This window comes from Blautia sp. RTP21359st1_E11_RTP21359_211015 (assembly GCF_040910705.1).
Lineage (GTDB): Bacteria > Bacillota > Clostridia > Lachnospirales > Lachnospiraceae > Blautia_A > Blautia_A fusiformis.
Genome location: NZ_JBDGAB010000005.1, coordinates 80,938 through 95,290, shown reverse-complemented (window position 1 = coordinate 95,290; position 14,353 = coordinate 80,938). Strand labels below are relative to the sequence as shown.

Here is a 14,353-nt window from a genome sequence, read left to right as displayed (position 1 = left end):
TGTTATTTTATACTGCGTATTGCCTCTAGGGCTGCAGCCTGTTCTGCTGCCTTTTTTGTATGGCCGGTTCCGGTTCCCATACTTTTTCCATTGATCAGTGCCTCCACAGTAAAGCTCTTGCTGTGGTCCGGTCCCTCTTCTTTCAGAAGACGATATTCCACCGGATGATTTCCGCCTTCCTGTACCATTTCCTGAAGCACTGTCTTGCTGTCATAAAAAATCCTCTTATCCTCCAGATCGTTCAGGATAAATTTCATAACAAAAGCCTGTGCCGGTTCAAATCCACCGTCCAGATACATAGCCCCAATCAGAGATTCCAGGGCATCAGAAACGATGGAATCTCTTTTACGACCGCCCATCATTTCCTCACCTCTTCCAAGGAGGATAAACTCCGGAAGCCCGAATTCTCTTGCACAGTAGGCAAGACTCTTTTCACATACCATGCTGGCACGTTTCTTGGTCAACTCACCTTCCTGATTATTCCGGAATTTTTTGTACAGGAAATCACTGCTGATCAGCTCCAGCACCGCATCTCCAAGAAACTCCAGACGCTCATTGCATCCAAGCTTTCCAAGGTGTTTTTCGTTGGCATAGGAGCTGTGTGTCATTGCCTGCTCCAGTAAAGATTTTGCGGTAAACTGGTATCCGATAGTCTGCTCCAGCTTTTTTAAATTATTTTCCATTTCTTCTTCCCTTCGTTACCCGGCGAAGAGTCTCCACTGCATCGCCGACAGTAACGATCTCCTCGGCTTCCTCCGGGGCGATACGAACATCAAAAGTTTCCTCCAGATCAATAAGAATCTGAAAAAAATCCAGAGAATCCACTCCCAGATCATCCACAAAGGTAGTTTTTTCTGTAATGGCATCCATATTTCTTCCCAGAGTTTTTTCGATGATGGTCTTCAGCATTTCCAGTTCCACGACTGTTCGCCTCCTGTTCTGTCTGTAATATTTCCGGCAATCCCGGTTTTATTTTTTTTCGCTTTTTTCTTCCGCCTGTGCTTTCTGCTCAGCTGCTATAAACTCCTCGATCTTTTCATTGATCTTCTCTTCCTTAAACTGCTCGCACTGAAAGATCGCATGACGGATTTCTACGCTTCTGGCACTTCCGTGGCTTTTGACCACAAGACCTTTCAGACCAAGAAGCGGTGCTCCGCCATATTCACTGGCATCAAATGATTTTAAGGTTTCCTTAAGAGCAGGTTTTACCATCAGAGCTCCCATTTTACTGCGAATGTTTGTCATCATACCTTTTTTGATCATAGATATCAAAGTAGCTCCAACACCTTCATAAAGCTTGAGGATCACATTTCCTACAAAAGCTTCACACACTACTACATCTGCATAACCTGACGGGATATCTCTCGCCTCAATACTTCCGATGAAATTAATATCCTTACATGCTTTTAACAGAGGGAAGGTAGCCTTTACCAGCGCATTGCCCTTTTCTTCCTCAGCACCGTTATTAACAATAGCAACTCTCGGTTTCTTAATACCCACTACATTTTCCATATAGATGGAACCCATCTGCGCAAACTGTACCAGATGATCTGGTCTCGCATCTACATTGGCACCACAGTCGATCAGAAGGGAAACGCCCTTTGCCGTAGGGATCAGCGGAGCAAGAGGTGGTCTCCGGATCCCTTTGATCCTGCCTACGATCACCTGGCCTCCTACCAGTACCGCACCGGTGCTTCCGGAGGAAACAAAGGCATCGGCCTCCTGTTTTTTTACAAGATTTAATCCCACTACAATAGAGGAATCTTTCTTTTTCTGGATAGCCATGACCGGAGGTTCCGCAGTCTCGATCACCTGAGACGCATGCACCACACGAATCCTGTCCTTAGGATAATCCGGGTATTTCCGAAGCTCTGCTTCGATCACATCCTGTACTCCTGTAAGGATAACCTGGATGTTCTCTTTTTCTTTCACAGCTTCCACTGCGGCTTTTACCGGTTCCTCGGGAGCATTGTCACCACCCATTGCATCTACAACGACTTTTACCATTTCTGACATATGTTGTCCTTTCTCTGTCCGAAATCTTTTCGGAATGCATATGGTACACTGTAGTGAAAATCCTCATACACATCCGTATAAGGATTTTCATTGCAGAGTACCAAAAGTTAAGCGGATATTCGAAATCCGCATTCGCTACCTACTCATAACCGAATAACTGCTTCGCAGTTTATCCGGTTAACGTACCGTTATTTATGATACTAGAGTTTTGCCTGAGAAGTCAATATCTTTTACTCTTTCTGATTTTCAATCTGTTCTGCAAGATCATTTAAATATACCCAGCGATCCATTTTTTCATCCAGCTTCTGCTGGATTTCCTGCTGCTCGTCGGAAAGCTCCCTGAGTTTTCCCGCATTTGTGGCATTGGCAGCCATCTCTTTGTCGATCTGCTCCAGACGTTCTTCCAATGCTGCGATGTCATCGTCAATAGTGTCAAATTCTTTCTGTTCTTTATAGGTGAATTTCAGTTTCTGTTTCCGGTTCTGTTTCCAGGTATCTGCAGCGGATTTCTTTTTCTCAGGCTCAGCTGTTTCTCCCTGTACTGTACCGCCATTCATATCTGAACGCGTTTCCAGAGACTGTCCCTTTCTTTCCTTTGCTTCCAGATAATCCGTATAACCGCCCTCATACTGGACAAGCCGGCCATCTCCCTCAAATGCCATAATACGGTTCACCACATTATCCAGGAAATAGCGGTCATGGGACACTGTGATCACGATGCCGGAAAAAGAATCCAGATAGTCCTCAAGAATGGTCATGGTGGGAATATCAAGATCATTTCCGGGCTCATCAAGAAGAAGAACATTTGGCGCCTCCATCAGAACCTTCAAAAGATACAGTCTTCGCTTCTCACCTCCGGAAAGCTTCTCCACCGGGGTGTACTGCATGGCCGGATCAAAAAGAAATCTCTCAAGCATCTGGGAAGCTGTGATCCTTCCTTCTTTTGTCGGAACATATTCCGCCACCTCACGGATATAATCAATCACTCGCTGTCTTCCATCCATATCCGGAACGTTTTGTGCAAGATACCCGATACGGATCGTTTCTCCGATCTGAATCTCTCCGGAATCCGGCAAGATCAGTCCATCTGCCATTTTAAGAAGTGTGGACTTACCGCAGCCATTTGGCCCGATGATCCCGAGACGCTGATCACGAAGAACAATATGATCAAAATCATTGATCAAAAGACGACCTTCGATGGTTTTACTTACATGATGAAACTCTATGGTTTTCTTTCCCATACGGGTCTCAATGGAATCCATTTCCACATTCTGCTCTTTCAGCGGGGTTTTTCCCGCCTTCAGTGCTTCCAAACGGTCAAGCCTTGCTCTCTGTTTTGTACTTCTGGCACGACAGCCTCTTGCTGCCCATTCCAGTTCCATCCGAAGTACACTGCGGCGCTTCCGGTCACTGGCAAGCTCCATTTCCTCTCTCTGCGCTTTCAGCTCCAGAAATCTGGAATAATCTCCTGCATAGGAATATAATTTTCCGTGGCTGATCTCCAGGATCCGGTTTGCCACACGATCCAGGAAATAACGGTCATGAGTGACCATGATCACCGTCCCACGAAAATTCCGGAGAAAATCTTCCAGCCATATGACCATTTCTCCGTCCAGATGGTTGGTAGGCTCATCCAGGATCAGAATGTCAGCCGGATTTAAAAGCATCCTTGCCAGCGCCACTCTTTTCTTTTCACCACCGGAAAGATTATCCATATTAATATTCTGATCGGTAATACCAAGTGTATTCAGCATGCGTCTGGCCTCACTTTCGGTACTCCAGTCCTTCTGCCATTTGCCTTCTGCCACATAGTCCAGAATGGTCATATGCTGCGGAAATTCCGGAGTCTGGGGAAGCCAGCTGATCCGGATCCCGTTCTGGGTGATCACCTGCCCTTCGTCCGGTTCTTCCTCTCCGGCGATCACGCGGAGCAAAGTAGTTTTACCGGTTCCGTTTACACCGATGATACCTATTTTTTCTCCCTGATCGATGCCGCAGGAGATATCATCAAATATCACCTTATCTCCAAAAATTTTGTGGATATGTTCTATATTAAGAATGTTCATGCGCATTTTCTCCGTTTTCTTCCAAAGTATATAAAAATCATTTCCATGATAGCGAATTTCCACGATTCCGTCAAGAATCACTGTTATGACAGGGGAAAGGGCTGTACCTCAAATCTGGAAGTACAGCCCTCTTGGGGGATTGTTTTTTATCTGGATTTTGGTCAACAGTTTCTGGTGTCGCCAGCTGCTGCCCTTATTTTTCGTATATCCACCGCCTTTCGTATCTTTTGACGCTATTGTAAAAAAATTATCAGGAAATGACAACAGACCTGTGACAAAATGACAGTTTCCATGAAATATGACATTTTTATGTTAAATATCTGCTAAAAGCACGTTCATTCCTGATAATTTTCTACACAATACGTCATTTCAGGCCAAAATCCGATATTGGATATACATAAAAGTTATGATATACTATTTTTACTACTCTTTTATAAACCGGAGGTTATATTATTTTGAATATTGCAATTATTGATGACATCTCAACGGATGCAGAAGCCCTGAAGAATATCGCTGTTTCCTATTTTGAGAAAAAACAGATCCGGGCAGAAATCTGTCATTTTTTCAGCGCAGAAGAATTTTTTGAAGATTATCAGCCCGGAAAATTTCAGATCCTGTTCCTGGATATTTATATGGACGGGATGACAGGTATGGAAGCTGCGCGCAGGATCCGAAGACAGTCCGATAACTGCATCCTTGTTTTTGTCACTACCAGCAGTGATTTCGCTGTGGAAAGCTATGATGTAGGAGCCTCCTATTATCTTCTGAAACCATTTCAGCCAGAAAAACTCTGTTCCATTCTGGATTCCTTTCAATCCAGGCATTTACTGGCATCCCGTTACATTGAAGTCGTTTCTGACCGGGTTCCCATCCGGGTCCCTCTGCGCAGTATTTTATATGCAGATACATTCCGAAATGCAGTGTGCCTTCATACCGACGCCGGTCCGGTCCGTTCTTATCTTACCTTTCACAAATTTGAGGAGCAGATCCGGGACTGTCCCAATTTTCTCTCCTGTTACCGTGGCTGTGTCGTCAATATGGACCGTATACAGGAAGCTTCTGAAGAAGGCTTTCTTCTGGACAACGGGGAGGTCGTCCAGATCCGGAAACGTGGCTCTTCTGCTATCCGTAAAGCCTATCTTCAGTATCTCTTTGCGTCAGATGAAGAAATATCTCAGCTTTAAAAATGCCATTTTCAGACTGAAAATCCGCAAACCCTCCATAACGTGCCGCAATTTCCATGATCGACGCAGTTCCGATCCCCTGTCCGGAATGCTTACCTGAAAAAAATCCTGTTTTATTTCTGCGTAAGGGATCTGTGCAGCTGTTTTCTTCTTTTATAAGAAGTTTATTATTTCTGGTACGTATCTGTACACGGACAAATCTGGAACTGCCTTTCGGACAAAGCTGTGCCGCTTCTATGGCATTTTCCAGAAGATTTCCAAAGAGACGACAAAAATCTGTATCCTGGATCCCTGTTTTTTCCGGTGCCTCTACCTGACACTGAAAAACGATCCCGTTTTTTCTGCATAGTTCTTCATAATAATGTAAGATCGCATCGGCAACCTGATTTTTACAGTAAGAATGATAGGTCAAACGTTCCTGGAATTCACGGGTATACCGGCAAAGGTATTTCTGCATTTCTCCATACTGCTCACGTTCCAGTAATGCAGACAGAACACGAAGGTGCTGACGCATATCATGACGGACACGGCTGGTTTCTTCCATCTGTTCTTTTAATCGGTCGTAATGATTTTTCTGGGCAAGGAGACGAAGTTCAGTCTGATGACTATATACCTCATAAGTCAGACTGATCTTATATGCTTCTGACAGGTCTCTCCACAGAACACAGCCAAACGCAGCTGTCAGTATCAGCCCACCTGTCTCCGGGAAACCTCCTCCCAAAATCGGCTCATAAAGATACCCTATCCGATCTGCCACAAGGGAACAGGCATAAATCGTTGTTCCCACCAAAACGATCTTTCCATATCTGCAATCTGTTTCTCCAAAAGTATTGAGCAGCATATAGATCGCTGCCACCCATTTGACTGCCTCACTGATCCAGACAACATCATAAAGAAGCCTGGCTGAAGGAAGTATATCCGCAAAAATCTCCAGAAAGAAAGCTACTACGATCCAGAGATCGATCAAAAGAAACAGATATATGCCCCTTTTTTTTCCTATAATACAATCCTCAAGCCGGATCATGCAGGAAAGGATCAGATAATAGATCATAGTTTCCAGGGCATACCAGGGCCTCGTGGGAAGAAGAAAAAAATTATGTACCAGGGAGCATAACGAATATCCTGCCACACAGAGACAGACCAGATTAAAAATAGCAAATTCTTTTGTCCTGGTTCTGACATGTACCATAAGAGTCCCAAACATGATACAGATACAGAACGCAATGGCACAGCCGCTTCCGAGTACCCGCAGTCCTCTCTGTATGCTTACACGGACCGGAGATCCCAAAACCGGAATAGCCTGGATTCCGGATCTGATATGGCTTTTGTCTGCTACTGCTATGACAATTTCTACAACCCCGGATCCCTGAAACGTAAAAACACGGTTCATGACCCGGTCCATATAGGTTTTTTCGTCAGGATCCCCCACTTCCCCGGCCAGTTCTCCATTGATATAGATTCGGTATGCGGAAAAAACCTCCGCCATAGATATCGCCCAGATTTTTTCCTCTTCGGGCAGGATCAGAAACATCCGGTATGTCCCACATCCATACGTAGAAGCCTCTTTATTCCCCAGTTCCATTTCATTACGTTCTCCGATCGAAATATAACAACTGTAATATCCTGGATCCTTTTTCAGCATCTCAGGTGTAAGCAGCTTTCCCGGAAAATATTGCCATTCCCTGGCAAGATAATGTAGCTTTGCCGCCGCATCTTTATCATCCAGACAAAGGATTCCCTGAATGGGCTGCTCGCCTTTCGCTGTATATTCATTATTTATGAGATACATCATAAAAAAAGCAGTCATAGATAACACCACAGTAAGTCCAAAGATCAGGGTCCATTGCCTACTTTTCTCCTTTATGACTGTCACCTCGCTTTCCGGATCTGCTTCGGATTCCTACGATCAGCACTGTTATCATTGTTGCTGTCGTCAGGACTGCCACTGCAAAAGGATTCTCTTCTATATCATCTATTTTCCGACCTCTTACGCAGAAGATTCCTGTCTCGTCCGTGTCAACGATCAGAAGATCCTGCTTTTTATCCAGGAATGTCTTTAGTTTTCTTCCTCGGGAATCCGTAATTTCCATAGTTTCCGGATCTCCGTTGGGAAACATCTCTTTTACCGGTATCATGATCCGGCTCCCCGGAATATCCGTGATCTTCTGAGTGCCTTTATAGATCTTTATTTCATATGAATGATTGGAAACCTTTTGTACCAGTGCCTGTATTGTACCATTCTCTGCTACCTTCCAGCTTTGTGCCACAGAAGCAGGGATACGAAGACTGATTCCTTCTTTTTCAAAATTTATATCTCCCATATATTTCAGGATAAGATCCAGACGTTTTCCACTGATCACAGTCCATTTTTCAGTAACAACTTCTGTTACTTTTCTGGCCGGCTGCTGTACTTCAGGTTCAGCCCGTACAGTCCTCGTGCTATAAATCATACCGACACACAGCGCAATAACTTCAAGTATCAACCAAAAACCATATCGTATTGTTTTTTGCAGATTATACATATCTGGTCATCCCCATTACATATGTTTCATCTATCTGCATCCAGAATACCTCTTTTTCAGCTTTCAGGCAATCAAATCTATACGTAATAAATCGACATCTTTCGAACAAAACAAAGGTGCTGATCACTGCTATTGCACAGAATCAGCACCTTTTCATATATCGTTATTTCTTTTTCTGCATACCTGGAAATCGCCGAAAATAATAGATGACAAACAGTACCGCAGTAATTATCCAGGACACCGGATAACTGAGCATGATACTGTCGATCCCCGGATGAGATCTTACAAAAGCAAACAACCAGATGATACGTAAAAGACAGACTCCTCCACAGGTCAAAATCATAGGAACCAGTACTCTTCCGGCACCACGCAGCGCTCCGGAAAGAATTCCGATCACAACATAAATAGCATAGGACGGAATCAGGAAACGGATCATATGCACCCCAATGTCTACAACCACCTGATCTGTTGTAAACAAATGGTAGATCGGATTTGCGAACAGAATAAGTGCTCCGCTTACAATAAACGCCGAAATGTATGCCATCACCATACAGACGCGGACACTTTTTCGCATGCGGTGGTATTTTCCGGCACCATAATTCTGTCCCACAAAGGTGGTAATTGAGATGGCAAAAGCATTGCATACCATCCAGAACACCGCATCAATCTTTCCCATAGTTCCCCAGGCTGCAACTGTGTCAGTCCCCAGTTCATTGACAAAAATCTGAATGGTGAGATTGGCAATATTATACATCACCGATTCCAGTCCTGCCGGAAGTCCAATCCTGAGAACTGCCCCCAAAGACCGGAGATCAAAACGAATCTCATGAAATTCCAGACGATAAATATCCTCTGCGCGCATCAGGAACCAGGTTACAAGGATGGCACTGACTGCCTGGCAGCTGACTGTTGCAAGTGCAACACCGAGGACTCCCATATGGAAGATCACTACAAATACAACATCCAGCAAAATATTCAACAAACAGGTAATGATCAGCACATAGAGCGGTCTTTTGGAATCCCCCACTGCTCTTAAGATACTGGATACCATATTATAGACCAGATTAAAAAATGTTCCCGCAAAATAGATATGCAGGTACAACACAGAATCCGGTATTACTTCTGCCGGTGTTTTCATCAGGTGAAGGATCGGCTCAGCCAGGATAAAACCTGCTGTTCCCACAATAATACTGGCAGCCAGGCAGAAGATCATGGATGTGTGAAGTGCTTTTTTAAGGTTTTTGTGGTCTTTCGCTCCGTAAAACTGAGAAATCACTACAGACGCACCGGAACATAAACCTACAAAAAAACCTACGATGAGATTCACGATCATACTGGATGAGCCTCCTACTGCTGCCAATGCTTCTTTTCCCACAAAGCGGCCTACTACAACTGTATCGGCAGTATTGTAGATCTGCTGGAACAGAGTTCCAAACAAAATCGGAAAAAAGAATATCAGAAGCTGCTTCCAGATCACACCCTCTGTGATCTGGTTCACGGCGGTATTTTTCTGATTCTTGTTCTGTTTCATATTTTTTTATTTCCCCCCAGAGTATAAAAAAAGCCGGTATACTTATCTCAGCATACCAGACTCTTTTCGCATCATATATTGACTGTCTAATTAAAATTAGTCCTCAACTTTGATGATTTCCTTCTTATTGTAGCTTCCGCAAGCTTTGCAAACTCTGTGTGGCATCATAAGTGCTCCACATTTGCTACATTTAACAAGGTTCATAGCGCTCATTTTCCAGTTCGCTCTTCTCTTGTCACGTCTAGCTTTGGAAGATTTGTTCTTAGGACAAATGGACATAGGTTACACCTCCTTAAATTTACTGAATATATCACTGATAGCTGCCATGCGGGGATCCTTAGGCTCCTCCTTGCATCCGCAGGGACCTTCGTTTAGGTTCTTCCCGCAGCGGCTGCAGATACCTTTACAGTCTTCTTTACATAAGACCTTTAAAGGCCAGCATATCAATACCTCAAGATAGACCAACCGGTCCACATCCAGGTTCATACCTGTGAGATAGCTGCTTTCATCCAGATCATTGACACGCTCTTCATCAGAAAGCTTCATATCAAGCTTCTTCTTAAATTCCAGCGGTATCTCGACGGCTACTGTCTCAAGACAGCGGTCACAGGGAATGCCCACTGTAATCTTACCGGTTCCTGTAAGCTCAAGAACCTTATCACCGGTATTGGTGATCGTAAGCTCTACCGGTTCCTTCGCAAGTACCGGAAAACTTCCCATCTGAAAATCAATCTTCTCCAGTTCAGGAATAACTGATTCCTGGATCGTCTTGCCATCACAGGAAGAAATGTCTAATAAATGAATCTGCATAAGTCTCTCCTATCCACACTCAATCCATTATACATATGGTCTTGTGATTTGTCAACGTTATTTTCGGGAAAATATTACATTTTTTTAATTTTTTATTACTGTTGGCTTAATCAGAAATTCGGGGTAAATTACGGGGGTGGACCTTTAATTGTCCGCCCCCCGAATGTATACTGCTGATCCACAGTAATATATAATTCTGCCTGATTACCGATCATGCCCGAACGGTTCTGTACCGGTACTGAAACAGCTGATTATACCAGTGCTACAGTCTCACGGCAGATTGCAAGCTCCTCGTTTGTCGGGATAACTGCAACCTTAACCTTGGAATCCGGTGTGGAGATCACGATTTCCTCGCCACGATGTCCGTTAGCATCTTTGTCAAGTGTTACGCCAAGGTATCCGAGATAGCTGACAACCTTCTCACGTACCGGGATCGCATTCTCACCGATACCTGCTGTGAAGACGATCGCGTCAACACCATTCATTGCTGCAACATATCCGCCTACGAATTTAGCGATGCCATAGCAGAGAACGTCGATGGCATTAGCTGCATCCTCGTTTCCGCCTTCAGCTGCCTCGTTGAGGTCACGGAAGTCGCTGGAAAGTCCGCCGGAAAGTCCGAGAAGACCAGATTTCTTGTTGAGTACGTTCATAACGCCCTCAATGTCCAGGTTCTCTTTCTTAGCAATGAACTCCATGATAGCCGGATCGATGTTACCGGAACGAGTTCCCATAACAACACCTTCAAGTGGTGTAAGACCCATTGTTGTATCTACACATTTGCCATTTACAACTGCGCTGATGGAAGATCCGTTTCCAAGGTGGCAGACGATAACTTTGGAGTTGTCTTTGTCAAGGCCAAGGAAATCAACAGCTCTCTTGGATACGAAGCTGTGGGATGTTCCGTGGAAACCGTATCTTCTTACTTTATATTTCTTGTAGAAGTCAAGCGGAAGTCCATAGAGATATGCTTTAGCAGGCATTGTCTGATGGAAAGCGGTATCAAATACGCCTACCTGCGGTACGCCTGGCATAAGCTCTGCACATACACGGATACCAATGAGGTTAGCCGGGTTGTGGAGCGGTGCAAGGTCATTGCACTCTTCTACTGCTTTGATCATCTCGTCTGTGATCACTGCAGAAGAAGCAAATTTCTCGCCTCCGTGTACGACACGATGTCCAATCGCATTAACCTCTTTAAGGCTTCCGATTGCACCTGTTTTATCGTTTGTAAGAGCATCCAGTACCATCTGGATTGCTTCTTTATGTGTTGGCATAGCTGCCTCTGTGATCTCTTTGTCACATCCGGCTTTCTGGTATACCAGTCTTCCGTCAATACCGATTCTCTCGCAGAGACCCTTTGCAAGTACATTCTCTGTCTCAGAATCGATTAACTGATATTTTAATGAAGAACTTCCACAGTTGATAACTAATACGTTCATGATTTAACTCTCCTGATCTTTTAATAATTATTTATCCTCTGCCTGGCACTGTACTGCTGTGATCGCTACAACACCTACGATATCATCTGCAGAGCATCCACGAGACAGGTCGTTTACAGGTTTTGCGATACCCTGTGTAACAGGTCCGTATGCTTCTGCTTTACCAAGACGCTGAGCAAGCTTGTATCCGATGTTACCTGCATCAAGGTCAGGGAATACCAGTACATTAGCTTTACCTGCTACTTCGCTTCCCGGTGCTTTGGATGCGCCTACGCTTGGAACGATAGCTGCATCAAGCTGGAACTCTCCGTCAAGTTTAAGCTCCGGATGCTCCTCTTTGGCAATTCTTGTAGCCTCTACGACTTTATCTACGTCAGGATGCTTTGCACTTCCCTTAGTGGAGTGGGAAAGCATAGCTACGATCGGCTCCTCCTGAACAAGAAGCTTAAAGGACTCAGCAGAAGATGCTGCGATCGCAGAAAGCTCATCCGGAGTCGGGTTCTGGTTCAGACCGGAATCAGCAAATACGAATGCACCGTTTGCACCATACTCGCAATCCGGAACAACGATCAGGAAGAATGCGGATACAAGCTTGGTTCCCGGTTTTGTCTTCAGAATCTGAAGGCATGGACGAAGTGTATCTGCTGTAGAATGGCATGCACCGGATACCATACCGTCTGCATCCCCCATCTTAACCATCATTACGCCATAGTATGGGTACTGAGTATGAAGGATCTCTTTCGCTTTCTCAGGTGTCATTCCCTTCTTTGCTCTCAGCTCTACAAATTTATCAATATATGCCTGAGTTCTGTCAGATTTCTCCGGATCTACGATCTGTGCACCGGAAATATCAAAGCCGCCCTCTGCAGCTTTCTTGTTGATCTCTTCCTCATTACCGATGAGGATAATCTTTGCAACTCCCTCTTTCAGAATCTTGTCAGTTGCCTCAAGAGTTCTCATATCCTCTGTCTCTGGCAGTACAATTGTTTTTACGCTTTCTTTTGCTCTTTTTTTAAGCAGTTCAACAAATCCCATGATTAAATGGCTCCTTTCTTGATGTAACAAAAACGCTAGTGTCTGTTCGGGCACTACACTATGTTTATTATACCCCCTTACCCTTTTCTTTTCAAGCGTTTCATTGTCAGAAAATGGCTATACTGCGTATTTTTTGAAGTGCAATTGTTACTGTTTACCGACAATGTTCTGCGATGTGTTTTTTGTGAATAAAAATCACAGATAGCCCGAGGATTTCGGCGCATGATCATAAATTTGCGTGATTTCTGTATCTCACAAAGGGTGTTGCCGGGCCCAGAGCGGACAGCAACATTCGGTTTTATGGCAGCAAAACAGATTTCGAATGCCGCTTAACTTTTTACATTGCTTATGTTAAAATAGCACCATTATAATTTTCAGAAATGGCAGGTACTTTTTTATATGAAAGTTGTTGGAATCATTGCAGAATATAACCCATTTCACAAAGGTCACGAATACCAGATCCGCTATGCCCGGGAGATCCTTGGTGCTGATTATATTGTGATCGCCATGAGCGGGGATTTTGTCCAAAGAGGGGCTCCTGCCCTTATGGAAAAACATCTCCGGGCTGAGATGGCTCTTCTCGGAGGCGCCGATCTGATCCTGGAAATGCCGGTACAGACAGCAACGGCCAGTGCGGAAGGATTTGCCGCAGGTGGCGTAAGCCTTCTTGACGGGCTTGGTGTTGTAGATGAGCTATGTTTCGGAAGTGAATGCGGAGATACAGAGACTCTTATGAATATTGCACAGATTCTTGTAAAGGAACCGTTTGAATACCGCAAACTCCTTCAGCAGAATCTTCGTACCGGAATGAGTTTTCCTGCTGCAAGAAGCAGTGCTTTGATCCGTTACATGCGAGAAAAAGCCACTTCCGTGCATAACACATTCGGCGTTTCATCAGAACATATTGAACTCATTCTTTCTTCTCCCAATAACATCCTGGGAATCGAATACTGCAAAGCGCTTCTCCGTCTTAACAGCCGTATCCTTCCTCACGCACTTTTAAGAAAGGGAAGTGGTTATCATGATACGGATTTTTCTCTTCTTTCCGACGAAGAATTTCCCTCTGCTTCCGGCATCCGGAGCCTTATGAAAAAATCCGAAGGAACTGTGCAGTCTGCTGATCTTTCCCGGTTGATCCCTTCTGCTTCCCTTCCCGGATTCCTGGATTCTCTCAAAAAAGGAGCATGGCTTTCTGACTCAGCACTGGATCTTCCTCTGCATTACAAACTGCTTCTGGAATCCGAAGAAACTTTAAAAATGTATCCGGAGCTTTCGGATGCACTGATCCGGCGTATCCTGAAATCCCGAAATCAATATGAAGGTTTTTCCCAGTTTGCGGATCTTTTGAAAACACGGGATATTACCCGTTCTGCTATCTGCCGCAGCCTTGTCCGGATCTTTCTTGACCAAAAAACAAAAGCACCCGGACACATTCCCTATGCCCGGGTACTTGGCTTTCAAAAAAACAGTGCTCCGCTTCTCAGCCAGATCAAGAAAAACTCCTCGATCCCGTTGATCACCAAAGCCGCCGATGCATCTGCGATCCTCGATGAAACTGCGCTTCGACTTTTTAATGAAACCTGTGCGGCTTCCAATCTTTACGAAATGCTTCTCTGCCACAAAACAGGTCAGCCTTTCATCCACGAGATGAAAAAACCGCTGCGGATCATTTAAGATCCACAGCGGCTTGAACGCTGATAAGTAATCTTTTCATGGCTTGAGATCGGATTTTGAACAACTTTCAGTT

General features: G+C 44.5%; 13 protein-coding genes. 2 read left to right on the top strand and 11 right to left on the bottom strand.

Features of this window, described 5'->3' with window-relative positions:
• Positions 1–2: 2 nt before the first annotated feature.
• The 4 genes from rnc to AB5026_RS03085 all read right to left on the bottom strand — a co-directional run bounded on the left by rnc (position 3) and on the right by AB5026_RS03085 (position 4,082).
• Entirely contained in the window at positions 3–683 is a 681-nt protein-coding gene (gene rnc / locus AB5026_RS03100) for a ribonuclease III (RefSeq protein WP_021652555.1), read from the bottom strand.
• Entirely contained in the window at positions 673–921 is a 249-nt protein-coding gene (locus AB5026_RS03095; protein ID WP_021652554.1) for an acyl carrier protein, read from the bottom strand. Before AB5026_RS03095 ends, rnc begins: the two co-directional genes overlap by 11 nt.
• Positions 922–969: 48 nt before the next feature.
• Complete coding sequence (gene plsX, locus AB5026_RS03090; protein ID WP_173739437.1) at positions 970–2,016, bottom strand: phosphate acyltransferase PlsX; 1,047 nt, start codon at positions 2,014–2,016, stop codon at positions 970–972.
• A 230-nt stretch (positions 2,017–2,246) separates the two neighbouring features.
• Positions 2,247–4,082 carry an ABC-F family ATP-binding cassette domain-containing protein gene (locus AB5026_RS03085; RefSeq protein WP_022427037.1) on the bottom strand — a complete coding sequence of 612 codons (1,836 nt, stop codon included), beginning with the start codon at positions 4,080–4,082 and terminating at the stop codon, positions 2,247–2,249.
• Between the two features lie 455 nt (positions 4,083–4,537).
• Between AB5026_RS03085 and AB5026_RS03080 the strand changes: the two genes are divergently transcribed.
• Positions 4,538–5,266 carry a LytTR family DNA-binding domain-containing protein gene (locus AB5026_RS03080; protein WP_114002550.1) on the top strand — a complete coding sequence of 243 codons (729 nt, stop codon included), beginning with the start codon at positions 4,538–4,540 and terminating at the stop codon, positions 5,264–5,266.
• Here AB5026_RS03080 and AB5026_RS03075 read toward each other — a convergent pair.
• The 7 genes from AB5026_RS03075 to pta form a co-directional block, all read right to left on the bottom strand.
• Positions 5,205–7,073 carry a GHKL domain-containing protein gene (locus AB5026_RS03075; protein WP_092069910.1) on the bottom strand — a complete coding sequence of 623 codons (1,869 nt, stop codon included), beginning with the start codon at positions 7,071–7,073 and terminating at the stop codon, positions 5,205–5,207. The two genes, AB5026_RS03080 and AB5026_RS03075, sit on opposite strands and share 62 nt — an antisense overlap.
• Positions 7,074–7,113: 40 nt before the next feature.
• Positions 7,114–7,788: a hypothetical protein gene (locus AB5026_RS03070; RefSeq protein WP_021652547.1), complete on the bottom strand. Its 675-nt coding sequence runs from the start codon at positions 7,786–7,788 to the stop codon at positions 7,114–7,116.
• A gap of 163 nt (positions 7,789–7,951) precedes the next feature.
• A complete protein-coding gene (locus AB5026_RS03065) occupies positions 7,952–9,319 on the bottom strand; it encodes an MATE family efflux transporter (RefSeq protein WP_021652545.1) in 1,368 nt (455 codons plus the stop codon).
• 96 nt (positions 9,320–9,415) lie between these two features.
• Positions 9,416–9,598, bottom strand: a complete 183-nt coding sequence (gene rpmF / locus AB5026_RS03060) for a 50S ribosomal protein L32 (protein WP_015525241.1) — start codon at positions 9,596–9,598, stop codon at positions 9,416–9,418.
• Positions 9,599–9,601: 3 nt separating this feature from the next.
• Positions 9,602–10,129, bottom strand: a complete 528-nt coding sequence (locus AB5026_RS03055; protein WP_021652543.1) for a DUF177 domain-containing protein — start codon at positions 10,127–10,129, stop codon at positions 9,602–9,604.
• A gap of 251 nt (positions 10,130–10,380) precedes the next feature.
• Positions 10,381–11,571 (bottom strand): acetate/propionate family kinase, encoded by a 1,191-nt coding sequence (locus AB5026_RS03050; RefSeq protein WP_118369303.1) that lies wholly within the window; start codon positions 11,569–11,571, stop codon positions 10,381–10,383.
• Positions 11,572–11,598: 27 nt separating this feature from the next.
• A complete protein-coding gene (gene pta / locus AB5026_RS03045) occupies positions 11,599–12,606 on the bottom strand; it encodes a phosphate acetyltransferase (RefSeq protein WP_015525244.1) in 1,008 nt (335 codons plus the stop codon).
• A gap of 399 nt (positions 12,607–13,005) precedes the next feature.
• On the opposite strand from pta, the gene AB5026_RS03040 reads away from it, so the two are divergent.
• A complete protein-coding gene (locus AB5026_RS03040; RefSeq protein ID WP_215638343.1) occupies positions 13,006–14,280 on the top strand; it encodes a nucleotidyltransferase family protein in 1,275 nt (424 codons plus the stop codon).
• Positions 14,281–14,353: the final 73 nt, after the last annotated feature.

Coding starts and splice junctions, on each gene's coding strand:
- AB5026_RS03050 (WP_118369303.1), bottom strand. CDS start 11,571: ATGAACGTATTAGTTATCAACTGTGGAAGTTCTTCATTAAAATATCAG.
- plsX (WP_173739437.1), bottom strand. CDS start 2,016: ATGTCAGAAATGGTAAAAGTCGTTGTAGATGCAATGGGTGGTGACAAT.
- pta (WP_015525244.1), bottom strand. CDS start 12,606: ATGGGATTTGTTGAACTGCTTAAAAAAAGAGCAAAAGAAAGCGTAAAA.
- AB5026_RS03075 (WP_092069910.1), bottom strand. CDS start 7,073: ATGACTGCTTTTTTTATGATGTATCTCATAAATAATGAATATACAGCG.
- rnc (WP_021652555.1), bottom strand. CDS start 683: ATGGAAAATAATTTAAAAAAGCTGGAGCAGACTATCGGATACCAGTTT.
- AB5026_RS03085 (WP_022427037.1), bottom strand. CDS start 4,082: ATGAACATTCTTAATATAGAACATATCCACAAAATTTTTGGAGATAAG.
- AB5026_RS03055 (WP_021652543.1), bottom strand. CDS start 10,129: ATGCAGATTCATTTATTAGACATTTCTTCCTGTGATGGCAAGACGATC.
- AB5026_RS03070 (WP_021652547.1), bottom strand. CDS start 7,788: ATGTATAATCTGCAAAAAACAATACGATATGGTTTTTGGTTGATACTT.
- rpmF (WP_015525241.1), bottom strand. CDS start 9,598: ATGTCCATTTGTCCTAAGAACAAATCTTCCAAAGCTAGACGTGACAAG.
- AB5026_RS03065 (WP_021652545.1), bottom strand. CDS start 9,319: ATGAAACAGAACAAGAATCAGAAAAATACCGCCGTGAACCAGATCACA.
- AB5026_RS03040 (WP_215638343.1), top strand. CDS start 13,006: ATGAAAGTTGTTGGAATCATTGCAGAATATAACCCATTTCACAAAGGT.